The following is a 23,608-nucleotide window of genomic DNA, read 5'->3' on the forward strand; positions in this document are numbered from 1 at the left end:
CGCCATAACAGAAACTCTTTAAAGCCGTTGTGCCCATAACGGCAAGATGAAAATATATAATGAATACCAAACCTGAATACCATTGACGGCAAAATTAGCCGAAAGGGCGCCTGCCGTTAAACTGCCCTGTAGTGGAGCAAAAAATTTTACTTGCCCATCCCTCTGTATGGCAGTCCCCATATCTCGTTGAAACCTTTGGCGAGCGACTGGTCGAAGATATCGCCCTCCTCGTATGTCGCAAGTTCTTTCTTATACAGCGAATCCGGCGACTTCCTGCCGACGACTACGCAGTTGCCCTTATGCAGTTTCAGCCTGACCGTGCCGTTGACGCGCTTCTGGGTATCGTCTATAAAGGCGTCCAACGCTTCCCTTAAAGGCGTGTACCAGAGCCCGTAATAGACGAGGTCCGAGTATTTCGCGGCTATCCGGTCCTTAAAATGGAGCATCTCCCTGTCCAGGACGAGGCTCTCGAGCGCCTTGTGTGCCGTATACAACGTCCATCCTGCGGGCGCTTCGTATATCTCCCTCGACTTTATCCCGACGAGGCGGTTCTCCACCATATCGCTTCTTCCGACGCCGGCGTCTCCGGCTATCCGCGCAAGTTTCGATATCAGCCCGACGCCGCCCATGGCCTTGCCGTTCAGCTTTACCGGGATGCCTTTCTTGAATTCCACCTCGACGTAGACAGGCTTCGCCCCCGCCTTATTTATTCCTTTCGTAAGTTGATATATATCTTCGTCAGGCTCGTAATAAGGATCTTCCAGCTTCCCACTTTCAATCGATATTCCCCAAAGATTAACATCAAGCGAGTATGGCTTTTTCGCTGTTGTGTCGATGGGGATAAGATTATCCTTCGCATATTCTATCTCTTCAAGTCTCGTTTTTAATTCCCATTCCCTCACAGGCGCTATTATTCCAAGGTCCGGATCGAGCGCCCTTACAGTAACCTCGAATCTGACCTGGTCATTCCCTTTTCCGGTGCAGCCGTGCGCCACGAAGTTAGCCTTCTCTCTTTGCGCGGCCTTAACAAGCCCCTTAGCTATGACCGGCCTGGATAACGCAGTCGCCAGCAGATAACCGCTTTCGTAAATGGCGTCGGCTTTAAGGGCTTTGAAAACGAAATCCTTCACAAACTCTTTTTTAAGGTCATCTACTATGACCTTAACGGCTCCGGTCGCGATCGCCCTCTTCTTATATGTGCTGTAATCGGAATCCTGCCCGACATCCGCCATATAAGCGACCACATCATATCCTCTATTCGTAAGCCACTTGATGGCAACGGATGTGTCCAATCCGCCGGAATAAGCGAGAACGACTTTTTTACTCATCTTCAGCTCCTCTTATTTATTTCAATAGTTTCAACAAGATCGCCTTTTCCGCATGCATCCTGTTCTCGGCCTGGTCGTACACGATGGAGTTTTTCGAATCGATCACGGAATCAGTTATCTCCATCCCTCTGTGCGCCGGCAGGCAATGCATTACAAGACATCCCTTGTTCGCGATCTTCAATATCCCATCATTCACCTGGAATCCCTTAAACGCCTTCATCCTCTTTTTCGTCTCCGGCTCCTGGCCCATGCTTACCCATACGTCCGTATAGAGGACATCTGCATCCTTGACTGCCGCCTTCGGGTCATTGAAAAACTCTATCGACGAACCGGAGACTTTCGCGAACTTCTTCGCGATCACAACGATCTCCTGCATAGGTTCGTATCCTTTCGGAGTGGCGACTTTCATGTCTAATCCTACTTTAGCCGACGCTACCATAAGTGAATTCAGGACGTTATTTCCATCCCCGATGTATGAAAGCACTGCGCCTTTAAAGGCGCCCAGCTTCTCTTTTATGGTAAATATGTCGCTCAAGGCCTGGCATGGATGCGCCCTGTCGCTCAATCCGTTTATCACCGGGACATCGGCATATTTAGCCAGCTCTTTTACGTCTTCATGTTTAAAGGTCCTTGCCACAATACCATCGAGGTATCTCGACAACACGCATGCGACATCTTTGACGGATTCCCTGGCGCCCATACTGATCTCACCGGGCCCAAGATAAATGGCGTACCCGCCAAGCTGGACCATGCCTATCTCGAACGAGACTCTCGTCCTGTTCGACGGCTTCTGGAACGTCAGCCCGATGGACTTGCCTCTCATCGAATCCGCGTACTTGGACCTTTCGCTTTTCACGATCTTTGCAAGTTCCAGTATCTCCAGCATGTCCCTTGTTTCGAGATCCTCTATCGATATAAGGTCTTTCTTCATCGCCGATCACCTCTCGTCAGATTCAGATCTTAGAAAATACCTTGTCCAGTATCGAGACCGCCTTATCGATCTCGATCTTTGTAACATTAATAGGCGGCATTATCCTCAATACCGTATCCTGAGTGCAGTTTATGAGTAAACCTTCTTTAAGGCACTCCTTATATATATCTTCTCCTTGTATCGAGAGCTCAACGCCTATTATGAGAGCAACTGCCCTAACCTCTTTTATGAAACTATATTTCTTTTTAAGATCTTCAAGTTTCTTTTTTAAATACGCCCCCATGCGTCTTGCGTTCTCCAGCATATTTTCTTTGTTTATCGCCTCGAACACCGCAAGTCCTGCCGCACAGACTATCGGGGACCCCCCAAAGGTCGAAGCATGCGTACCAGGCGTGAGGACATCCTGGAACTTTTCGCGCGCTACACATGCGCCTATCGGCAGTCCCCCGCCAAGAGCCTTCGCGAGAGTCATCACATCAGGCGTTACGCCGAAATTCTTAAAAGCGAACATATTGCCGGACCTACCCATCCCTGTCTGAACCTCGTCGAATATCAGCAGTATATCCTTCTCATCACATAAGGCCCTCAAGCCCTTCATGTATTCCCTGCCTGGAATATTGATTCCACCCTCGCACTGTATCGGTTCGAGCATTATGGCTACAGTCTTGCTGGTTATCGCTTTTTTCACAGCCTCCAGGTCGTTAAAAGGCACATAACTAAACCCTTCCGGAAGCGGTTCAAACCCGTGTTTTACCTTGTCCTGGCCGGTCGCCGTTATCATAGCAAGCGTCCTGCCGTGAAAAGATTTGAGGCATGTTATGACCTCGTACCGGCCTTTATCATGGCCGTACTTACGGGCCAGTTTTACCGCAGCCTCATTCGCTTCAGCGCCCGAATTCGCGAAGAAGACCTTCCCGGGGAAAGAATTCTTTATTATAGCCTCCGCGAGTTTAGCCTGCAGTTCGCTGTAATAATTATTCGATACATGCAGAAGTCTCTTTGCCTGCTTATTTATGGCCGCTACCACCGTCGGGTGGCAATGGCCTATGCCGGAAACAGCCCAGCCCGGGAAGAAATCGAGATAAAATTTGCCGTCTATGTCCCAAACTTTCACTCCTTTAGCCTGCTCCAGGCATAAAGGCACTCTCTTATACGTGCGCATTATGTATTTATCGTACATCCGCACGACGGATTCTGTCTTTTTTTTCTGCATGAAAAAATCCTCTCTAGTTGTAAGTTTTAAGCGGTAAGCTGTAAGTGAAGGCCTTAAATTATGTCTTGCTTAAAACTTATGACTTACAGCTTATAACTACCTAATAATTTCAGTCCCTATCCCCCTATCGGTGAATATCTCCAGCAGCAGCGCGTGAGGAACGGACGCATTAAGGATGTGCGACTTCTTTACGCCGCCGTTTATGGCGTTTACGCATGCCTGCGCTTTAGGGATCATGCCGGAATCTATGATCTTCTTATTAATAAGTTTCTTTATTTCCCGCGCTGTCAGGGTGCGATACAGGCTTTTCGGGTCTTTTTTGTCCTTCATGATGCCGTTGACATTTGTCAGGAGTACGAACTTCTCAGCCTTAAGAGCTATCGCTATCTCGTTCGCCACGTCGTCCGCGTTCACATTATACATATTTCCGTCCCTGCCGACGCCGAGCGGATATATCACCGGTATTATGTCGTCATCGATAAGCTGTTTCACGACTGTTGTATCTACCGAGGTCACCTCTCCGACAAACCCAAGGTCATAATCCAGTTGCATCTTCCTTACCCTGATGAGGTTGTTCTCCCTGCCGCTCAGGCCGAAGGCCTTTGCGCCCATACTCTTCATGGCGGAAACTATCGACCTGTTTATCTTATAAAGAGCCCTGTCTATTATGTCGATAGACTGCCTGTCGGTCACTCTTCTGCCGTGGATGAATTTAGGCTCAATACCCGCTTTCTTCATCATCTTGGAGATAAAAGGCCCGCCTCCGTGTATCACGACCGGATGCATGCCGGCGAAATTCATGAATATTATGTCCTCGAGTATACCGTCATCAAGGCCTTTTTCGTCAACAGCCGCTCCGCCGTATTTTATGACGATGACCTTGCCGGCGAACTTTTTTATATACGGCAGCGCCTCTATAAGGACTTCACTCTTCTTTATAGCTTCTTTCATTATGTGCTATACTCCGCGTTTATCTTGACGTACTTTTCCGAAAAATCACACGTCCAGGCCGTCGCCTTATGTTTACCTGACTTGAGATCGATTTTAATACGGATCTCGTCCTTTTTGAAAAGCTTTCTGACCTCTTCTTTGTCGTAACTTCCTATGCGGCCGCCGTTCGACACCGCCTTCTTATCGCCGAAATATACATCCACTTTGCCGGAATCAAACGCCACTCCGCTCGCCCCGCAGGACGCGACGACCCTGCCCCAATTAGGGTCTTCGCCGTATATGCAGCACTTCAGCAGGTTAGAAGTAGACACTTTCCGGGCGACCTTTACCGCATCTGCCTTATTTTTTGCCCCCGCAACCTCTATCTCCACAAGCTTGGTGGCGCCTTCGCCGTCCCTTGCAAGCATCCTGGCCATCTCTTTCGCAAGGAACTTCAGGGCGTCTGTAAATAACCGATAGTCTTTGTTCTTCGACGCTATTTTCCCGTTGCCGGCGTATCCGTTCGCCAATACGAAGCATGTGTCATTAGTGCTCATGTCGCCGTCGACGGATATCATATTGAACGAATCCTCGATCGCCTCCTGAAGCGCCGCTTCAAGCATCTTCTTGCTTATAGCGGCATCCGTCGTAATGAACGAAAGATGCGTTGCGTGCTTTGATACCGTCATCTCGGGATGGATCATACCGACGCCTTTGCATGCCCCTCCTATCGTTACGACGGTCTTTCCCAGGCGAACCTTGACGGCCATCTCCTTCTTTACCGTATCCGTAGTAAGTATGGCCTTTGCGAAGCGCGTCCCTCCGTCCGCAGCCAGGCCCAGGACAAGCTCAGGTATCTTCTTTTCTATCTTCTTCACAGGCAGATCATGCCCTATTATTCCGGTCGACGCCGTAAGGACCGTCCGCTTGCCTACCCCGAGAGCGGCCGCAAGGCGTTCCACCACTATCGCGGCGTCCCTGTCACCGGACTTGCCGTTCGCGCAATTGGCGTTACCGCTATTAGCGATGATCGCCCGGTGCGTCGCATTGGCCATATGGGCTCTGCTGATCTTTACCGGAGAAGCCTGGAAGGAGTTCGTCGTAAAAGCGGCCGCTGCCGCGCAAGGCCCTTCGGAATATAAAAGCACGAGATCCGGCCGGCCCGACTTCTTTATGCCCGCCGCCAACCCGTTCGCCAAAAAACCTTTTGCCGTCGCAACCCCGCCTTTTACTATAATCACTGCTATCTCACACTCCTGTGGATTTCTCTGTTTTACCTAAGCCTCGTTATTCGAGCACTGAAAATATTCCCCCCGTAGTGTAACTACTGGGTCGGTCTTTGTTCAGTCGAAAAACGGGAGCCTTGCGGAACTCGGCCGGCATTTGCTTCGCAAATGGTGATCCGGCCTCAAACATCCTCGGCTCTTTTAATATGCAAAAATGCGTATATATAACCGTTTTTCTCCATCACAAAGACCTAATATTTTCAATGTGCTCATCATAACTTCGGCTTAGGTTTTAATCTGCTTCCTCAGCTAAAATTTTTGCTCCCTTGAGATGGCGAAACTTACGGGCGGTTGCCGAAGCGAATGTCGTAAAATTTCGATACCTTATGGCGATATAATAAGGCCGAGTAAACCTGTCAACAGTATGCCCTTTAGTCCGGGTTACGAGGCCATCGAAATTTTACCACAGCGAAGCGGCATGCCTAATGCCGATTCGCGACGAAGCTGAGGCAACTGCCCGCAAGTTCCACGCCGGACTGAGAGGCGAAAAATTTATACCAGCCCCTCAGTTTCGTCAAATCCATTCATTATATTCATGTTCTGCACGGCCTGGCCAGCCGCGCCTTTTTTCAGGTTGTCTATACAGGATACGATGATAGCGGTATCGCCCGATATCTTCACCCCTATATCGCAATAGTTCGAATCCACCACATCCCTGATCTGAGGGAATTTGCCTTCGTCGTATACCCTGACGAACTTCTTCCCCGCATAGAACTTCTTATAAAGTTCCACCGTCGCCTTCGTATCCATCTTCTTCTTTAAGCGAAGATAGATCGTCGATAATATGCCCCTACTCATCGGTATAAGGTGCGGCGTAAATATTATATCCACATCCTTGCCGGTTACTTCGGATAATATCCTGTTTATCTCGGGCTTATGCTGATGCTCGTTAGCCTTATAGCATTTAAGGTTCTCGTTCACCTCGCCGAACGACAACGCGATGTCGGGCTTCCTGCCTGCGCCGGTAACCCCGGACTTTGAATCTGCGATCATGAAACTTGTTTCGACGGCAGACTCTTTCAATAGAGGAGTGGCCGCGAGTATTATGCCCGTCGGATAACAACCCGGGTTAGCTATCAGATTAGCCTTTTTAATAGTTTCGCTGTATATCTCAGGCAGCCCGTAAACGGCTTTCGGGAGGTTCTCTTTATCCTTGTGCTCTGTGCCGTACCATACTTTATATACGTCCGGTTTCAGCCTGTAATCTGCGCTCAGGTCGATGACCTTCTTTCCGGCTTTCAGGAACTTCGGCGCGGCTTCCATCGAAACGCGGTGCGGAAGCGCAAGAAATATGAGGTCAACTTCCTTTATAGCCTCTTCCGTATCAGGCTTTTTACATATCAAATCGATCCGGCCCCTCAGGCTCGGGAATATAACAGATATCGGCTCCTCTTTTTCGATAACTGCCGACAGGTACGAGACCTTCGCTTTTTTATGCCCGGACAGGATCTTTACTATCAATTCCCCGGTATATCCGGTAGCCCCAACAACCCCTACTTTAAGCATATCGATCATCTCTCCAATCTTTAGCCTTATTCTAAAAAGTATTTTGGGACAGGTCCTTTTTACTGTTTCCACGTCGGAACCTGTCCCGGTCAACGGCAAAACCTCGACGATAGATAATATCAATACTAAAACAAAAAACCTATCGTGTCAACTAAAATCGTCGTCGGGAGCTGACAGGATAGGTTTCTCTGGTATCGTCGGAGAAACGTATATATTTTACCTCTTCGTATACTGGAATCTCCTTCTGGCCCTCTTCCTGCCGTATTTTTTGCGCTCCCTCATCCTCGAGTCCCTCGTCAGGAATCCCGCCTTTTTTATCGGCGGTTTTACGGCCTGATCCATCATTACCAGCGCTCTGGCTATTCCCTGTTTAACTGCGCCGGCCTGGCCGCTTAGCCCGCCTCCGTTGACATTCGCGAAGACATCTATCTTAGTCTCAAGCTTCACGAGCTCGAGAGGCTGCATTATGATAAGCCTGTGGGTCTCTCTCGGGAAATAGTCGTTGAAAGGCCTCTTATTTACGGTTATCTTGCCTTCCCCGGCCATCACCCTGACGCGGGCTATGGAATTTTTACGCCTGCCTGTAGCACAGAATTGAACCTTTTCAGCCATTATGAATTACCCTTTCAAATTTGCGTGCAAATTTGATACTAAAGCAGCGTTAAAAAATGCGAACGAATAGTGAGCATTTTAGCTGCTGAAGTATCTAATTTGCGTCAATCTATCTTCAGCGGTTTCGGCATCTGCGCTTTGTGAGGATGCGCCTCATCCGCATAGACCCTGAGTTTTTTCAACAGTTTCTCGCCGAGCTTGTTCTTCGGCAGCATGCCGGCTACCGCGTGCCTTATCACGTAATCCGGCTTCCTATTCAGGAGCGAGCCTAATGTCTCTGAATTCAGGCCGCCCGGATATGCGGAATACCTCTTATACGTCTTCTGCATCAGTTTCTTACCCGTCGTCTTTATGAGCCTGGCATTTATGACTATAACCTCGTCCCCTGTATCCTGGTGCGGAGAATATATGACCTTATCCTTGCCTATCAGGATGCTGGCGACCTTTGCGGCAAGCCTGCCCAGGACCTTGTCCTTGGCGTCGACTATGTACCAGCTTCTCTGTATATCCTTCTCTTTAGCTATATATGTCTTCACTATTACCTTCCCTTACCCGTCGATCCTTTTCAAGGAAAAGCGGGGTAAATTGTAAAAAAACGCCTCCTGTTACAGAGGCGATAAATAGTAACACAAGCGCCGTATCTTGTCAATTAAAAAATCCGAGACCTCCGGACCGTTACAGGATGCCCCTTACCTTCATCGTTTCTCTGAGTTTATCCGCGCCTTCGTACCTCACAGACTCGATACCCAGCATCTGCGCCTCTTTTATGAGGTCCTCGCGGTCGTCAATATACAGTATGCCCTCTTTTTTGCCACCGGCGCGCTTGATCACGTTGTCGTATATAGCGCGCTCCGGCTTAACAGAGCCCAATTCGTAAGAGAGAATGATCTCGTCGAATATCCCGATTATATCGAACTTGTTCCGTATATATTCGAAATGTAGTTTGTTCACATTAGAGAGCAGGAAGAGCCTGTAAGAGCCCTTCAATTCCCGCGCCAGAGCGCAAGAACCTTCATCCTCCCAGAATATGTCGTTCCAGATCTTCGCGAAATCCTTATAAGACATCTTAAAACCTATCAGGCTTGCGGCCCTCTTATGGAATTCCTCCGGAGGTATCAGCCCTTTTTCAAAATCCTTCGTTATCTCCGAATCGAAGAAGATATCATAGATCTTCCCGGTATCAAGCCCGGATAAGGCAGCTATCTTCTCTGCGGATATATTATGGTCGAATTTGATCAGGGTATTCCCAAGATCGAACACTATTACGTTATATTTTTTCAGCGCTAACCCCTATTTTTAATACATCACCTTAACCAGGCACAGTCCTTTGGCGGGCATAGTCGGCCCGCACAACCTTCTCTCTTTTCTTCGCAGTATTTCCCTGACACGAGGCACGTTTATCTTTCCCCTGCCGGCTTCCACAAGCGTTCCGGCTATGCATCTGGCCATATTATAAAGGAAGCCATCCGCTTCCATATAAATGTTAATTATATCATTATGCTTTTCAATGGCGATGCGTTTTATGGTGCGAATCGAATCTCCCCTGTCGCCGTCCGTTGCCTGAAAAGATTTGAAGTCATGTTTCCCGACGAGAATCGCCGCGGCCTTCCTCATCACCCTCACGTCGAGCTTGTAGAAACACTTGGCGGCGAACCTGCGCATGAACGGATCGACAAAATCATTATTGGCTAACGTATAACAGTAGAGTTTGCCCTTGGCATCGTATTGAGCATTGAACTTCGCTTGAACCTCTTCTATATGAGATATCACTATGTCCTTCGGAAGCGCGCTATTAAGCGCCATCTGCAGATTTTTAAGGGGTATCTTCGAAGGCGTCCTGAAGTTCGCCACCTGGGCCATGGCGTGGACACCGGCGTCCGTCCTGCCGGACCCTTTCAGAGATGACTTGTGGCCGGTAATCTTACCTATGCGATCCTGGATCACTTCCTGGATGGACTTTGCGTTCTTCTGAAACTGCCATCCGGAGTAGTTAGTCCCGTCGTATTGTATAGTGAGCTTAATATTGCGCATATATGGTTAACTTTTTAAATTCGAAGCACGAAATCCGAAATTCGAAGCAAATCCGAATTTTCCAATTCTCAAATTTTCAAAACCGATGTTTGATCATTTGAATTTCGGTCATTCGACATTGTTTCGGATTTCGATATTCGTATTTCGAATTTTTTATCGGATCAGTACTTCCGCGATCTGGATGGCATTCAAAGCGGCGCCCTTGCGGATATTGTCGCTGACGACCCACATAGAGAGGCCGTTATCGACGGACTCGTCCTGCCTAATCCTGCCGACAAAGGTATCGTCCTTTCCTTCGCCGTATACGGGCATCGGATAGGAACCTTTAGCCGGATCATCCATAACCTTCACTCCCGGCGACTTCGAAAGCATGGCTCTCGCCTCGTCCGCGGTGATATGGCGATCTGTCTCGATATTTACGCTCTCTGAATGGGCGTAGAAGACCGGGACCCTGACGCAGGTCGCGTTCACCCGGATGGAATCGTCACCCATGATCTTCCTCGTCTCGTTGACCATCTTGACCTCTTCCTTGGTGTAGCCGTCATCCAGGAACACATCTATTTGGGGGATGAGATTAAAAGCTATCTGGTACGGGAACTCGACCGGTTTCACTTTCTTCCTGGCCAGGAAGACTTCCGATTGCTCCCACAATTCATTTATCTTCTTCTGTCCGGCGCCCGATACCGACTGGAAAGTGGTGACGACTATCCTTTTTATCTTCGCCGCCTTATGGATCGGCCAGAGCGCGACGACCATCTGTATGGTCGAGCAGTTGGGATTGGCGATAATGCCTTTATTCTCTTTTATCTTCCCGGGATTGACTTCCGGGACCACGAGGGGCACACTCTTATCCATCCTGAACGCGCTCGAGTTATCGACGCATACAGCTCCGGCCTTTACAGCGCTCGGCAGGAACTCGAGGCTCCTCGAAGCGCCGGCGCTGGCCAGCACAATATCAATTCCCTCGAAAGACTTATGGGTAAGGACCTCTACCGGATATGCCTTACCGCTGAATTTCAGCGATTTGCCTTCCGAGCGTTCGGATGCCAGAAGCTTTATATTCTTTATCGGGAATTTTCTCTCTTCCAGAATGCGAAGGAACGAACTCCCCACAGCCCCAGTTGCTCCCATTATGGCTACATTGTATTTTTTATCCATATTTAACCTCATCTTAAATTCGAAATACGAATATCGAAATCCGAAACAATTTTCGAATGACAAAAATACAAATAATCGAAATGACGATTGTTATAATTCGAACATTAGAAAATTCGAATTTGTTTCGAATTTCGGATTTCGTGCTTCGGATTTAATCGCTAAAGATTACTTACTGCTATCACAGATTCCCCACCACTAAATCCCCGACCTCTTCGGTCGAATACCCCATCTTGCCTGCGGCGAGGCTCTTCAGTTTTGTAGTCGCTACCTTTACCACCGACTTCTCGACTGCGGACGCCGCTTCGATTTCGCCGATATTATCGAGCAGCATGCCGGCGGCGCATATAGCCGCAAGCGGATTTATAACGTGCTTGCCTGTGTATTTGGGCGCGGAGCCGCCTATCGGCTCGAACATCGACACGCCCTCAGGATTAATATTGCCTCCTGCCGCGATGCCCATACCGCCCTGTATCATGGCGCCCAGGTCGGTTATGATGTCCCCGAACAGGTTATCGGTAACGATGACATCGAACCATTCCGGGTTCTTCACGAACCACATCGTCGTCGCGTCCACGTGCGCGTAATCCGTCTGGACATCGGGGTAATCTTTCTTTACTTCGTCGAACGTCCTCTGCCACAGGTCCCAGGCATATGTCAGGACGTTCGTCTTGCCGCAGAGGGTCAACTTTTTCCGCGAGTTCCGTTTCTCGGCGAGTTCGAACGCGTAACGGATACAGCGCTCGACGCCTTTTCTCGTATTATACGATATCTGTATCGCTACTTCGTCAATCTTGCCCTTATTCTGAAACTCGCCCATCCCCTTATAAAGCCCTTCGGAATTCTCGCGGACAACGACAAAATCTATGTCTTCCGGTTTCTTGTCTTTCAATGGGCAGAATCGAGGATCATATAATTTCACCGGCCTTAAATTGATATACTGATCAAGGCCGAATCTCGTCTTGAGTAAAATACCCTGCTCGAGTATGCCCGGTTTAACGTCCGGATGGCCTATGGCGCCCAGGAATATGGCGTCGAACTTTTTCAAATTCGCGAGCTCTTTATCGTCTATCGTCTTGCCCGTCTTCAGATAACGATCGCCGCCGTAATCGAACATCTCTTCTTTGTATGAAAAATTAAATTTTTTGGAAGCGGCCTTCAGAACCTTCAATCCCTCGGCTACCACCTCCGGCCCTGTCCCGTCACCCGCTATTACAGCTATCTTGTACACTTTTGTAGTCATCTTATTTTTCTTTTTACATATTCCATCAATCCGCCTGAGTTAATTATCTTTTGCATGAACGGCGGATATTTTTCGAATCTGTAAGTCTCCTTTCTCGTTAAATTACGCACCAACCCTCTCTTTATATCGACCTTTAACAGGTCGCCCTTCCTGATCCTCTTCGCGTCCTCGGGCAACTCTATCAAAGGCAGCCCTATATTAATGCTGTTCCTGTTGAATATCCTCGCGAAGGTCTGGGCTATGACGCAGGATATCCCGCTCGCCTTTATTGCAAGCGGCGCGTGCTCTCTTGAGGAACCGCACCCGAAATTCCTGCCTGCGGCTATTATGTCGCCGCATTTTATCTTCTTTACGAAATTTTTATCAATATGCTCCATGCAATGTTTCGCGAGCTCGTTCCCGTCCGTAGTATTAAGGTAACGCGCCGCTATTATATCGTCGGTATTGATATCGTCGCCGAACTTGTGGGAACGCCCCTTAAGTGACATTTTGTCGCTCATATTAAACTACCTCTTCCGGATGGGCAATACTACCCTTTACCGCGCTTGCGGCGGCTACCGCAGGGTTCGACAGGTATACCTCGCTCTTCGGGTGCCCCATCCTGCCTATGAAGTTCCTGTTTGTAGTAGCGAGCGCCCTCTCGCCTTCCGCCAATATGCCCATGTGTCCGCCCAGGCACGGCCCGCACGTCGGCGTCGAGAATATACCGCCCGCCTCGACGAATATTTTGGCGAGCCCCTCATTGACCGCCTCCAGGTATATCTTCTGAGTCCCCGGTATAACAATGAGCCTCACGCCCGCCTTTACCGACTTACCGCGCAATATCTTAGCGGCGATCCTCAGGTCGGATATCCTGCCGTTGGTGCAGGAGCCTATTACGACCTGGTCTACAGTCACATCCTTAAGCGCCTTTACATTCTTCACGTTGCTCGGCAGGTTCGGGCACGCTACCAGGGGCTCGATCTTACGGACGTCGTATTCCTTAACCGCCTTATAAACGGCGTCTTCATCGCTGAAATAGAATTTTCCGTTCCCCGGCTTCGCCCTATTCTTGATCGATCCAATATAGCTCTTAGTGATCTTATCGGGCGCTATTATGCCGTTCTTGCCGCCGGCTTCGATCGCCATGTTGCACATCGAGAGCCTGTCATCCATTGGAAGGTTTTCGATAGTCTCTCCCGTAAATTCCATTGCGCATTTAATGGCGCCGTCGACGCCTATGTCGCCTATCGTATGCAGGATCAGGTCCTTCCCGCCTACCCACTTATTTAACTTCCCGTAAAATATGAATTTGATGGACTCGGGCACCCTCATCCAGCATTCCCCTATGGCCATCGCGGCGGCGAGGTCGGTCGAGCCGACGCCCGTCGAAAAAGCGCCCAGCCCTCCGTAGGTGCAGGTATGCGAATCCGCCCCGACGACAAGGTCGCCCGGAAGGACAAGTCCCATCTCGGGAAGGAGGGCATGCTCGATCCCCATCCTCCCTATCTCAAAATAATTCTTTATCTTATATCTTTTCGCGAAATTCGCCAGCACCTTGCACTGGTTGGCGCTCTTCATGTCCTTAGCGGGCGCGAAGTGATCGGGCACGAGAACAACCTTCTTCCTGCCGAAGACCTCTTTCAGGCCGAGCTTCCCGAACTCCTCTATCGCAAGCGGCGCGGTGATGTCATTACCGAGGCAGAGATCGACCTTTGCGTCGATGAATTCGCCCGGATGGATATCTTTCAGTTTTGTATGCTTAAGCAGGATCTTCTCTGTTATCGTGTAACCCATTCTTGCCTTTCCCGTATGCAGACTATAGTTCTTTCACCATCGCTATTTCCTTGCAGCTCGGGAAATAGACGCACTTTATACATTCGCTCCATATCTTATGAGGGAGCTCTTTCTTATCGACTATATTGAAACCGAACATCTTAAAAAACTCCGGTATATAAGTGAGCGCTATGACCTTCTTGACCTTCAACGCCTTCGCTTCTTTTAGGCACTGGTCGAGCAGCTTCTTGCCCACACCCTTGCCCGACTTCGACCTCGCCACAGCAAGGCTCTTCACCTCCGCCAGGTCCTCCCAGTCTATATGCAGGGCGCAGCAGCCGTATATCTTCTTCCCTTCGGCATATACGAAGAAATCTCTTACGTTCTCGTAAAGTTCGTTCAGGGAACGCGGAAGCATCCTATCCTGTTTCGCGTAAAACGTTATAAGCTTCTGCATCTGTTTGACATCGCTTACATTTGCACGTCGTATCACGTCAGCTCAGCTCCTTTTTTCGCATAAAACCGTTTGTCTTTAAACGCGCATAATCCGTATAAAACACAAGACCCGCAGCGCGGACTTCTCGCTTTGCAGGTTCTGCGACCGTGTTCTATTATACCTAAATGAAAACTATATATCAAGTCTTTAGGAACGACGTCCGACAGAACGTCATGCGCCTCCCCTATATTAATGGAAGCGCCTATCAAGCCCAGCCTCTTAGCCACCCTGAATATATGCGTATCTACCGGCATGGACGCCATGCCGAAACTGAACAACAGGACGCATGCGGCAGTCTTCGGGCCCACGCCTTTAAGCGATTTGAGATACTCTGCGGCGTCATCGACGCTCAGATCCGCGAGATGCGCAAGCGTTACCCCGCCTTGCCTCCTATTGATCTCGTAGAGCGTCTCTTTTATGCGCTTCGATTTGATATTGGCGAGGCCTGCGTGCTTTATGATACGCTCTATCCTGCCCACAGGCGTCTTAAGCAGCGTACCCCATGACCTGAAACGCTCTTTTAGCGACGCGAACGCTTTCAGCGAATTCCTGTCCGTAGTATTCTGCGATAGTATCGTGCGGACGAGCTCATCGACAGGATCCGACCTCTTGGACCGGGCCGGCTTGCCGTAGGCCTTATCGAGCAATCTTATAATATTTCCGATCTTCATCGCTTGATACGCATTTTATACTTTAATATCCAGGATAGATGATAAAAGTTGTTTCGTATAGGGATGGGCCGGATCGGAATAGACTTTTACGGCGTTTCCCGTTTCGACTATCCGCCCTTCCTTCATGACCGCGATGCGGCCGCACATGAACTTCACGACCCGCAGGTCGTGGCTGATAAATAGGTATGTCACCGACAGCTTTTTCTGTATGTCTTTCAGTAAATTTAGTATCTGAAGCTGGATAGTCACGTCCAGGCTGGAAACCGGCTCGTCGCAGACTATGAATTCGGGCTTTGTCAGGATAGCGCGGCCTATAGCGATCCTCTGGCGTTCGCCTCCGGAGAATTGATGCGGATATTTTATAACGGCGTTCTTCGGCAGTTTTATAAGGTCAAGCGCCTCTTCTATCCTTTTCTTCATATTGACGGCTCTGTTTTGAAGAACAAGGCCTTCTGCCAGAATATCGAAGACCCTCATCTTGGGATCGAGGCTGTTATAGGGATCCTGGAATATGACCTGCGGTCTTGACGTCGCGAGCTCTACGCTCCCGGAATCCGGTTTCAGCAGGCCAAGGACGATCTTGCCGAGCGTCGTCTTCCCGCATCCAGATTCTCCGACAAGCCCGAACGAATCGCCCTTTTCTATCTCAAAAGAGACGCCGTCAACGGCCTTAACTACGCCGGCCTCTTCCCTCAGATATCCTCTTCTGACGGGAAAGTATTTTTTTACTTCATTGCATTTAACTATCGCCATATCACCTTAACCTTACGTAACTTTCACTAACATTACGTAACTTTCGCGAGTCATAAACTTACAACAGCGCCTTTACCGACTCCAGCAGCGACATCGTATACGGTTCCCGCGGACTGTTAATGATCCTGTCAGTCTGGCCCTCTTCCACTATCCTACCCTTACGCATAACAGCCACGCGATCGCACATCCTTGATATGATACCAAAATCGTGGCTGATGAATAGCATCGAGACCTTCTCTTTCTCGAGAATTTCGTCCAGCAGGTCGAGTATGCCGGCCTGGATCGTTACATCAAGCGCGGTCGTCGGCTCATCGAGGATCACAAGCTCGGGCGAATTCATTAAAGCCATGGCTATCATAACGCGCTGTTTTGCGCCGCCGGATATCTGGTGAGGGTAATCGCCGAACACCTTCTCAGGCTGGGGGATGTGTACTTTCCCTAAATAGTTAATAGCGATGTCCCGGGCTTTCTTCTTCCCGATAGGCCGATGCGCAAGCACAGCCTCTGTCATCTGATAGCCTATCGTAAATACGGGATTTAGAGCGGTCGACGGCTCCTGGAATACTATCGATATCTTGGCGCCCCTTATGCTGCGAAGGCGGTCGTTATCGGCTGTGATCATATCCTCACCGTTAAAAAGGACCTTTCCGCTCTCTAACCTGGCGGATTCAGGTATAAGCCTCAGGATCGATAACGCTGTCAGCGTCTTCCCGGAGCCCGACTCGCCCACGAGCCCGAAGACCTCTCTTTTCTCTATGTCGAAGTTTACGCCGTCAACGGCTTTAACCGCGCCATGCGATGTAAAAAAATATGTCCTGAGATCATCTACCTGTAATATCTTCATAATGTAGCCAATAATCCATGTTTGACCTGCGAGGAGTGATTACTTATACTGGTCACACCTCGCAGGTCTTATCCTTTGATCCGCGGTTCAAGCATGTCGCGCAGCCTGTCACCCAGGAGGTTATACGCCAGTACCGTCAGCAATATGAAAATACCCGGGAATATCGTAAGCCACCAGGCCACGCCAAGCGTGGATTTCCCGTCCATCAGGATATTGCCCCAACTGGGCGTCGGCGGCTGGACGCCTATCCCCAAAAAACTCAATGCCGATTCCACAAGTATGGCGCCGCCTACACCGAGCGTCGCGTTGACCATGACCGGCCCGATAGCGTTCGGTATCAGGTGTTTCCAGATTATCCACGCGTCGCTCCCGCCCATGACCCTCGAGGCGCTGACATAGTCCCGCTCCTTCAGCGTAAGGACCTCAGCCCGTATAAGGCGGGCGACCCCCATCCAGCTCGTCATCCCTATCACTGCCATGATATTGAATATGGACGGTTCCAGCAGAGCTATGACAGCAAGGATCAGGAAGAACGTCGGGAAACAGAGCATTATATCCACCAGCCTCATTATCATCGAATCTATCTTTCCGCCGTAGTAACCGGCAACAGAGCCGAAGAATATCCCTATGAGGACCGCTATGCCGACGGCGATGAAGCCTATCGACAGCGAAATACGCGACCCGTACACTATGCGCGAGAATATATCCCTGCCGAGAGTATCCGTTCCCAATATATGATGATGCGACGGAGGCGATAAGACAGAGCGCACGTCTATTGATGTCGGATTATACGTCGCGATCAATGGCGCAAATAACGCAAACGCCAGGATCACCGCAATGAAACACAGGCTCGCGAGCGCGATCTTATCTTTGAATAATCTCTTCATCGTTCTCCTGAAACCCTTATCCTCGGGTCGGCGTATGAATAGGCTATGTCCGCCAATAGGTTACCCAACAGCGTCAACATCGCTCCGATCGATAGGACCCCCATTATCGTCGCATAGTCCCTGGCCATCACCGATTCGTAAAAAAGCCGTCCCATGCCGGGTATCGCGAATATCGATTCAAATATCACGCTGCCGCCGATAAGCCCGGGGATCGCAAGTCCTATTATCGTTATTACGGGAAGGAGCGCGTTCTTAAGGGCATGTTTATAAATGACCTGCCGCTCATTAAGCCCTTTGGCCCGCGCGGTCCTTATATAATCCTGATGGATAACGCCGACCATTGACGACCTCATGTAACGCGATATGCCTGCGATGCCGCCGAACGCCGAAATACAGACAGGCAATACCAGGTGTTTTGCAACGTCGAGGACCTTTCCTGCGGCGCTAAAATATTCGAAGTCGAGCGATTTTATGCCGGATATCGGAAGCCAATTCAATGTTATAGAAAAGAAGCTCATCAATAAGAGAGCAAGCCAGAACTCCGGCGTTGAGAATCCTATGAACGAGAAGACCGTAGTTAACCTGTCCATGAATGACCCGCGTCTTACCGCGGAGATTATTCCCAGCGGGATGCCTATGGCAAAGATGAGTATAAGCGACAATATGTTAATGAGCAGCGTTATCGGTATACGCTCGGCTATCTTCGCGCGAACAGGGCGGTCGTCCACATAAGAACGGCCGAAGTCGAAGACAACGAACCGCCTTAGCCAATCGAAATACTGGACATGGAGCGGCTTGTCGAGTCCGTATAGTCTCTCAAGCCTCATCCTGGCCTCATAGGAGACCTTCGGGTTAAGGCTCGTCTGGATGTCTGTCGGCTTGCCCGGAGCGAGATGGATGACGAAGAAAGAGATGAGCGTTATCCCGAAGAATACTGGAACGAACCCCGCCAGCCGTTTTGCAATATACCTGATCATATATTCTTCCTATTCGAAATTTTTCCTATCCTATCCAAACCTAAGCCTTGTTATGTGAGCACCCCAGGAAATTTTACGGGTCCTGCTGCTCCTTCGACTTTTTCTTTTAAAGGGCTCGTATGGGTTTATCCCGCCATCTGTTTAGCTCGGGGCGGGATCCCGCCTCAAGTCTCACTCCGGGCGGGACAATCTACCACGGGTATATTCTATGCGCGTATCTATGTATCCCGAACTATAGTCCTTAACATTCGGGCACCCCATCCAATCCGCCTGTCGTTAACTCCATCGGATTGGGTTTACAATCTGTAGTCGTAGGGGAGGTTTAAACCTCCCCTACGACATAAGCGCGTATCTATGTGCGCCGAACTACACTTACTGTATTCGGGACACCCCATCCATACTTCGCCCTTTATCGAGAAAAAGTCTGGAAGGAGCATCACCCGTAAAAATTTCCCAACCAGCTCTCCCGGTAAAATTTTTCGCTCCTCAGATGGCGCCCGCCTGCCCGACTTCGACTGTGTCAGGCGGGCAGGGAACTTACGGGCGGTTGCCGAAGCTATTTTTAACCTGCCTCCTCAGCAAAATTTCTTCGCCCTGTTATGGCGACGACGGCAACCGGCCACGTGGGTTGAGCCGTAAATTTTGATAACATATCATTAATACCCAAAGCACTTTGGCGCCACAGTTACCACAAGAACAAAGAAACCAAACTAATTAAATATAATAAAGATACACTTGATATCAAAATTAGGCGAAGCCCACTGGCCGGTTAGCCGAATCGGCGCAAGGGCAAGGCGAAAAATTTGCCTCACTTGTACCTCTGTTCTGACTTAGGGACGTACCACTTTATGAAATTGTAGCCGATGCCTATGGGCGACGACTCTACGTTGCGAAAACGCGAATTGACTATCGGCAGCACTTCGCTGGAATACAGGAACATATACGGCTGATCGTTATAGATCGCCTCATGTATCCTGTGGTATATATCCGCGCGCTTCTTCTCGTCAAAGGTGCGCCGGCCCTCCAAAAGCAGCCTGTCGACCTCTTCGTTCCTGTAGCCCACAAAGTTGAATTCGCCTTCACGCGTCTTCGAAGAATGCCATATATCGTAATTGTCCGGGTCGCGGGACAGGAACCAGCCCATTATTATGGCGTCAAAATGCCTCTTATCGATGAACTCGCTTATCATGGTGCTCCACTCGAGCACCCTTATCTTCGTCCTGATACCGACCTCCCTCAGATACCCCTGTATCATCTCAGCGGTCCTCTGGCGCTCTGCGTTTCCCTGGTTTAACAGGACTGTGAACTCAAATACCTTGCCGTCCTTTTCCAGCCACCCGTCGGCGTTGCGATCTTCCCAGCCCGCTTCTTTCAACAGCTCCCGCGCCTTAGGCAGATCGCGCGGCAACGGCTTCACGTCATTATTGTACGCCCACGAATCCGTGATGAACGGCCCTGTCGTGACCTTCGCAAGACCAAAGAATATCGTATCTACTATCTCCTGCTTATCCACAGCGTAATTGATAGCCTGTCTAACTCTCACATCGGCAAATCTCGGATCCGATAGGTTATATCCCATATAGGTGTATCCGAAACTCGGATATTTGAATTTTTGGAAATGCTTCTTAAAGAAATTATTATCTGTCTGTCTCGTGTATTGCAAAGGGGTAAGGTGCGAAAGGTCGACGCCCTGCGTCTGGAGCTCAAGGAATATCGTAGCCTCGTCCGGGATTATCCTGTATATATAGCGGTCTATGAACGGGCGGCCTTCGAAATATCCGCGGTTCGATACAAGTTCTATCTTCTCACCCGTCTTCCACGCCTTGAATATATACGGGCCGGTCCCGACAGGATGGCGCGAGAACCCGGTCTTATTGAGATCCTCGCTCTTCAGAAGGTGCTCCGGCATTACCCACATGCCCCAGCTGGCCAGCGACGGGGCAAAAGGCTCTTTGTATGTGATCTTAACGGTATGATCGTCCAATATTTCGAAATTTTTAACCCTTTCGAAGCCGCCGCTGTACGGCGTCTTCACGTTAGGATCGATCAATTTCTTATAGGTAAATTCTACGTCCTTCGCCGTAAAAGGCGCGCCGTCATGCCATTTAACGCCTTTCCTTAAATGAAATATGATGATCAGCCCGTCTGCGGAAATATCCCAGCTCTCGGCGAGATCCCCGACTATCCTGACATGCTTGTCGTATTTGACGAGTCCGTTGAAGACCATGCCGCAGATATCGCTCGATGCGGAGTCAGAGGCGAGTATAGGTATAAGTGAACGGGCATCTCCTATAGAAGAGACGACTATGGCGTCTCCAAATGCGGCGCGTTCGAAGGACCTTTCCTCGGCATTAAGTGCCGCCGTTAAAAAAAATACCGCTAATGATATTAGCGGTATCTTAATTTTACGCTGCGCTATTGTACTCATCTATTTATTAGAAATCGACCATGTCGTTAGCGAACGGCTGGGGCGCGGTTCCTTGCCCCTGGGTGACCGGAGCGATAACTCCCTTCGACACAAGAGACCTTCCTCTATGGCTTGTCATGACTGCCAATATAAGGCAAGTGAGTATATATATCACCGCCGAAGTAGCCGTCGCGCGCTTCAAGAAGACCGATGTCTTCGTCCCCAGGATAGTCTGGGTGGAGCTTCCGCCGAACGTTTCGCTTAAGCCTCCTCCCCTGCCTGCCTGAAGCAGGATTACCGCGATAAGGACCAGAGATACTATTACGTGCAAACCGATGAATATACCATATAACATATTCTACCTCTCGATTTTGTGTGCAAAAATTAAAGGCAATTTTTGACTATCTGTGTGAATGAATCCCCCTTAAGGCTGGCCCCTCCTACGAGAGCGCCGTCGACATCTTCCTGGGAGATCAACTCCTTTATATTATCCGGCTTCACGCTTCCGCCGTATTGTATTCTCACGCTTTTTGCCGTCTCCGGGCCGAACATCTTTTCCAGGAGCTGCCTTATATATTTATGGACTTCCTGAGCCTGCTCCTTCGTCGCGTTGACGCCTGTGCCTATCGCCCAGACAGGCTCATAAGCTACCACCGTCTTGAGCATCTCTTCCGCGGACAATCCCGCGAGTGAATTCTCCACATGATCTTTTATTACATCGAACGTCTTGCCGAGTTTCCGTTGTTCCAGCTTTTCTCCGACGCAGACGATCGGCTTCAGTCCCTCTTTCAGCGCCGCTTTGACCTTCTTATTGACAGTCTCGTTAGTATCCCCGAAGAACTGCCTGCGCTCGGAATGGCCTATAATGACGTACTCGCATCCAACGTTCTTCAACATGCCGCAGGATATCTCCCCGGTAAGCGCGCCTTCTTTTTCCCAATGGACGTTCTGCGCGCCGAGCTTTATATTCGTATCCATGACGATCTCTTTCACGTCGCTTAAGGATGTGAACGGCGGACAAAGGACTATTTCTATCTCGCCGATATCATAAAGGGTCCTCTTGACGTAATTGGCAAGGTCTATCGACTCGGATATGTTCTTGTTCATCTTCCAATTGCCGGCAATTATTATCTTCCGCATGATTTACAACCTTCCTCGCAGCATCTATCGTTAAGCGCGTCTATGCCCGGCAGGCCTCTTCCTTCGAGATATTCCAGCGACGCGCCGCCGCCGGTGGATATATGCGCCATCTTATCCTCGACTTTGAACTTCGACATCGCGGCCGCTGTATCGCCGCCGCCTATTATGGAAGTAACGCCCTTCAACCCGGCTATGAATTTAGCCACGTCTTCAGTCCCCTTGGCGAATTTATCCATCTCAAATACGCCGAGCGGGCCGTTCCATACTATGGTCTTCGCCGACTTAAGTTTATCTTCGAAAAGTTTTATCGTCTTCGGGCCTATATCGAGGCCCATCCATCCGTCCGGTATATCTTCTCCCACAAGCTTCGAATTGGCGTTCGCCTCGAACTTATCGGCTACTATGTGGTCTATAGGGAGGAGCATCGGGATGTTCTTCTTTGCCGCCTTATCGAGCGCCGCCTTAGCGGTATCGAGTCCATCCTTGTCGAGCTTCGAAGAACCTATCGTCTTCCCTTTTGCCTTCAGGAATGTATATGCCATGCCGCCGCCTATTAAAAGCGCGTCGACCTTATTTAGCAGGTTATCTATTACCTTTATCTTGTCTTTGACCTTTGCTCCGCCCAGTATCGCGACAAAAGGCCGCGCCGGATCGTCAACGGCATTACCAAGGTACTGTATCTCTTTTTCAAGCAGGAATCCCGCCACAGACGGCAGGTAATGCGTTACGCCTTCGGTCGACGCATGCGCCCTATGAGCCGTCCCAAACGCGTCGTTCACGAATACATCACCAAGACTCGCGAGCTCTTTCGCGAAATTGGAGTCGTTCTTCTCTTCCTCGGCATGGAACCTGAGGTTCTCCAACAGGATGACATCGCCAGCCTTCATCGCCGATACCGCCTTTTTAACATCATCCCCTATGCAATCTTTGAGCGCCAAAACCGGCTTACCAAGAAGATTCTCAAGCCTTTTGGCTACAGGCGCAAGGCGCAATTTTTCACTGACCTGGCCGTCCGGCCTGCCCAGATGGCTCATCAATATTACCTTTGCCCCTTTATCCAAAGCGTATTTTATGGCAGGCAGGGCAGCTCTTATGCGTATATCGTCCGTAATATTGAGCTTGTCATCGAGCGGGACGTTAAAATCGACCCGCATCAGCACCCTCTTACCTTTAAGATCAACATCCTTAATAGTCTTCTTTGCCATATCGTCTCCTGTGATTATAATCTTTATATTAGGTAAATTTTGCAAGGAAATATGATTATAATAGCCTCCGGGCCGCTTGTCAACCACTTTTATAAGCCTTAACAAGCCACCAGGAAATTTTTCGGGTCCTGCCGCGGCTTGGACTTTTTCTTCAAAAGGGCTCGTATGGGTTTATCCCGCCATCTGTTTAGCTCGGGGCGGGATCCCGCCTCAAGTCTCACTCCGGGCGGGACAATCT

General features: G+C 49.6%; 24 protein-coding genes. All 24 read right to left on the minus strand.

Features of this window, described 5'->3' with window-relative positions:
• Positions 1-146 precede the first annotated feature (146 nt).
• Positions 147-1,328 (minus strand): argininosuccinate synthase, encoded by a 1,182-nt coding sequence (locus WC592_04800; protein MFA4981769.1) that lies wholly within the window; start codon positions 1,326-1,328, stop codon positions 147-149.
• A 16-nt stretch (positions 1,329-1,344) separates the two neighbouring features.
• Entirely contained in the window at positions 1,345-2,259 is a 915-nt protein-coding gene (gene argF / locus WC592_04805; protein MFA4981770.1) for an ornithine carbamoyltransferase, read from the minus strand.
• Positions 2,260-2,281: 22 nt separating this feature from the next.
• Entirely contained in the window at positions 2,282-3,472 is a 1,191-nt protein-coding gene (locus tag WC592_04810) for an aspartate aminotransferase family protein (GenBank protein ID MFA4981771.1), read from the minus strand.
• A 96-nt stretch (positions 3,473-3,568) separates the two neighbouring features.
• Positions 3,569-4,423: an acetylglutamate kinase gene (gene argB, locus WC592_04815; protein ID MFA4981772.1), complete on the minus strand. Its 855-nt coding sequence runs from the start codon at positions 4,421-4,423 to the stop codon at positions 3,569-3,571.
• On the minus strand, positions 4,423-5,643 hold the full coding sequence (argJ, locus tag WC592_04820) for a bifunctional glutamate N-acetyltransferase/amino-acid acetyltransferase ArgJ (GenBank protein MFA4981773.1): 1,221 nt from the start codon (positions 5,641-5,643) through the stop codon (positions 4,423-4,425). Before argJ ends, argB begins: the two co-directional genes overlap by 1 nt.
• Before the next feature lie 537 nt (positions 5,644-6,180).
• Positions 6,181-7,194: an N-acetyl-gamma-glutamyl-phosphate reductase gene (gene argC / locus WC592_04825; protein MFA4981774.1), complete on the minus strand. Its 1,014-nt coding sequence runs from the start codon at positions 7,192-7,194 to the stop codon at positions 6,181-6,183.
• A gap of 216 nt (positions 7,195-7,410) precedes the next feature.
• Positions 7,411-7,806, minus strand: a complete 396-nt coding sequence (gene rpsI / locus WC592_04830; protein MFA4981775.1) for a 30S ribosomal protein S9 — start codon at positions 7,804-7,806, stop codon at positions 7,411-7,413.
• Between the two features lie 104 nt (positions 7,807-7,910).
• A complete protein-coding gene (gene rplM, locus WC592_04835) occupies positions 7,911-8,345 on the minus strand; it encodes a 50S ribosomal protein L13 (protein MFA4981776.1) in 435 nt (144 codons plus the stop codon).
• 136 nt (positions 8,346-8,481) lie between these two features.
• Positions 8,482-9,066 (minus strand): HAD family phosphatase, encoded by a 585-nt coding sequence (locus WC592_04840; GenBank protein MFA4981777.1) that lies wholly within the window; start codon positions 9,064-9,066, stop codon positions 8,482-8,484.
• A 36-nt stretch (positions 9,067-9,102) separates the two neighbouring features.
• On the minus strand, positions 9,103-9,837 hold the full coding sequence (gene truA / locus WC592_04845) for a tRNA pseudouridine(38-40) synthase TruA (protein ID MFA4981778.1): 735 nt from the start codon (positions 9,835-9,837) through the stop codon (positions 9,103-9,105).
• 153 nt (positions 9,838-9,990) lie between these two features.
• Positions 9,991-10,995: an aspartate-semialdehyde dehydrogenase gene (locus WC592_04850; protein MFA4981779.1), complete on the minus strand. Its 1,005-nt coding sequence runs from the start codon at positions 10,993-10,995 to the stop codon at positions 9,991-9,993.
• Positions 10,996-11,173: 178 nt separating this feature from the next.
• Positions 11,174-12,235, minus strand: a complete 1,062-nt coding sequence (locus tag WC592_04855; protein MFA4981780.1) for a 3-isopropylmalate dehydrogenase — start codon at positions 12,233-12,235, stop codon at positions 11,174-11,176.
• Positions 12,232-12,723, minus strand: coding sequence for a 3-isopropylmalate dehydratase small subunit (locus WC592_04860; protein MFA4981781.1), 492 nt, complete (start codon positions 12,721-12,723; stop codon positions 12,232-12,234). The genes WC592_04855 and WC592_04860 overlap by 4 nt, the downstream gene beginning before the upstream one ends.
• Before the next feature lie 13 nt (positions 12,724-12,736).
• Positions 12,737-14,011, minus strand: coding sequence for a 3-isopropylmalate dehydratase large subunit (gene leuC, locus WC592_04865; protein ID MFA4981782.1), 1,275 nt, complete (start codon positions 14,009-14,011; stop codon positions 12,737-12,739).
• 22 nt (positions 14,012-14,033) lie between these two features.
• Complete coding sequence (locus WC592_04870) at positions 14,034-14,483, minus strand: N-acetyltransferase (protein ID MFA4981783.1); 450 nt, start codon at positions 14,481-14,483, stop codon at positions 14,034-14,036.
• Positions 14,480-15,157, minus strand: a complete 678-nt coding sequence (gene nth, locus WC592_04875) for an endonuclease III (GenBank protein MFA4981784.1) — start codon at positions 15,155-15,157, stop codon at positions 14,480-14,482. Before nth ends, WC592_04870 begins: the two co-directional genes overlap by 4 nt.
• A gap of 15 nt (positions 15,158-15,172) precedes the next feature.
• Positions 15,173-15,910 (minus strand): ATP-binding cassette domain-containing protein, encoded by a 738-nt coding sequence (locus WC592_04880; protein ID MFA4981785.1) that lies wholly within the window; start codon positions 15,908-15,910, stop codon positions 15,173-15,175.
• A gap of 58 nt (positions 15,911-15,968) precedes the next feature.
• The gene (locus WC592_04885) at positions 15,969-16,754 is read right to left on the minus strand and encodes an ABC transporter ATP-binding protein (protein ID MFA4981786.1); all 786 of its coding nucleotides are present in this window, start codon (positions 16,752-16,754) and stop codon (positions 15,969-15,971) included.
• Positions 16,755-16,822: 68 nt separating this feature from the next.
• Positions 16,823-17,641 (minus strand): ABC transporter permease, encoded by an 819-nt coding sequence (locus WC592_04890; protein ID MFA4981787.1) that lies wholly within the window; start codon positions 17,639-17,641, stop codon positions 16,823-16,825.
• Entirely contained in the window at positions 17,638-18,618 is a 981-nt protein-coding gene (locus WC592_04895; GenBank protein ID MFA4981788.1) for an ABC transporter permease, read from the minus strand. Before WC592_04895 ends, WC592_04890 begins: the two co-directional genes overlap by 4 nt.
• A gap of 808 nt (positions 18,619-19,426) precedes the next feature.
• Positions 19,427-21,046, minus strand: a complete 1,620-nt coding sequence (locus tag WC592_04900) for a peptide-binding protein (protein MFA4981789.1) — start codon at positions 21,044-21,046, stop codon at positions 19,427-19,429.
• A 7-nt stretch (positions 21,047-21,053) separates the two neighbouring features.
• A complete protein-coding gene (secG, locus tag WC592_04905; GenBank protein MFA4981790.1) occupies positions 21,054-21,380 on the minus strand; it encodes a preprotein translocase subunit SecG in 327 nt (108 codons plus the stop codon).
• 29 nt (positions 21,381-21,409) lie between these two features.
• Positions 21,410-22,165: a triose-phosphate isomerase gene (tpiA, locus tag WC592_04910; protein ID MFA4981791.1), complete on the minus strand. Its 756-nt coding sequence runs from the start codon at positions 22,163-22,165 to the stop codon at positions 21,410-21,412.
• Entirely contained in the window at positions 22,153-23,370 is a 1,218-nt protein-coding gene (locus tag WC592_04915) for a phosphoglycerate kinase (GenBank protein MFA4981792.1), read from the minus strand. Before WC592_04915 ends, tpiA begins: the two co-directional genes overlap by 13 nt.
• Positions 23,371-23,608: the final 238 nt, after the last annotated feature.

Source organism: Candidatus Omnitrophota bacterium (genome assembly GCA_041648975.1).
GTDB lineage: Bacteria > Omnitrophota > Gorgyraeia > 2-01-FULL-45-10 > 2-01-FULL-45-10 > JAQUSE01.

Excerpts from the sequence above, each read along its gene's own strand:
- leuC (MFA4981782.1), bottom strand. The coding sequence starts at position 14,011 with ATGGGTTACACGATAACAGAGAAGATCCTGCTTAAGCATACAAAACTG.
- nth (MFA4981784.1), bottom strand. The coding sequence starts at position 15,157 with ATGAAGATCGGAAATATTATAAGATTGCTCGATAAGGCCTACGGCAAG.
- argB (MFA4981772.1), bottom strand. The coding sequence starts at position 4,423 with ATGAAAGAAGCTATAAAGAAGAGTGAAGTCCTTATAGAGGCGCTGCCG.
- argC (MFA4981774.1), bottom strand. The coding sequence starts at position 7,194 with ATGCTTAAAGTAGGGGTTGTTGGGGCTACCGGATATACCGGGGAATTG.
- WC592_04885 (MFA4981786.1), bottom strand. The coding sequence starts at position 16,754 with ATGAAGATATTACAGGTAGATGATCTCAGGACATATTTTTTTACATCG.
- WC592_04855 (MFA4981780.1), bottom strand. The coding sequence starts at position 12,235 with ATGACTACAAAAGTGTACAAGATAGCTGTAATAGCGGGTGACGGGACA.
- secG (MFA4981790.1), bottom strand. The coding sequence starts at position 21,380 with ATGTTATATGGTATATTCATCGGTTTGCACGTAATAGTATCTCTGGTC.
- WC592_04900 (MFA4981789.1), bottom strand. The coding sequence starts at position 21,046 with ATGAGTACAATAGCGCAGCGTAAAATTAAGATACCGCTAATATCATTA.
- WC592_04895 (MFA4981788.1), bottom strand. The coding sequence starts at position 18,618 with ATGATCAGGTATATTGCAAAACGGCTGGCGGGGTTCGTTCCAGTATTC.
- WC592_04890 (MFA4981787.1), bottom strand. The coding sequence starts at position 17,641 with ATGAAGAGATTATTCAAAGATAAGATCGCGCTCGCGAGCCTGTGTTTC.
- rpsI (MFA4981775.1), bottom strand. The coding sequence starts at position 7,806 with ATGGCTGAAAAGGTTCAATTCTGTGCTACAGGCAGGCGTAAAAATTCC.
- argF (MFA4981770.1), bottom strand. The coding sequence starts at position 2,259 with ATGAAGAAAGACCTTATATCGATAGAGGATCTCGAAACAAGGGACATG.
- WC592_04880 (MFA4981785.1), bottom strand. The coding sequence starts at position 15,910 with ATGGCGATAGTTAAATGCAATGAAGTAAAAAAATACTTTCCCGTCAGA.
- tpiA (MFA4981791.1), bottom strand. The coding sequence starts at position 22,165 with ATGCGGAAGATAATAATTGCCGGCAATTGGAAGATGAACAAGAACATA.
- WC592_04810 (MFA4981771.1), bottom strand. The coding sequence starts at position 3,472 with ATGCAGAAAAAAAAGACAGAATCCGTCGTGCGGATGTACGATAAATAC.
- truA (MFA4981778.1), bottom strand. The coding sequence starts at position 9,837 with ATGCGCAATATTAAGCTCACTATACAATACGACGGGACTAACTACTCC.
- WC592_04800 (MFA4981769.1), bottom strand. The coding sequence starts at position 1,328 with ATGAGTAAAAAAGTCGTTCTCGCTTATTCCGGCGGATTGGACACATCC.
- WC592_04860 (MFA4981781.1), bottom strand. The coding sequence starts at position 12,723 with ATGTCACTTAAGGGGCGTTCCCACAAGTTCGGCGACGATATCAATACC.
- WC592_04915 (MFA4981792.1), bottom strand. The coding sequence starts at position 23,370 with ATGGCAAAGAAGACTATTAAGGATGTTGATCTTAAAGGTAAGAGGGTG.
- WC592_04850 (MFA4981779.1), bottom strand. The coding sequence starts at position 10,995 with ATGGATAAAAAATACAATGTAGCCATAATGGGAGCAACTGGGGCTGTG.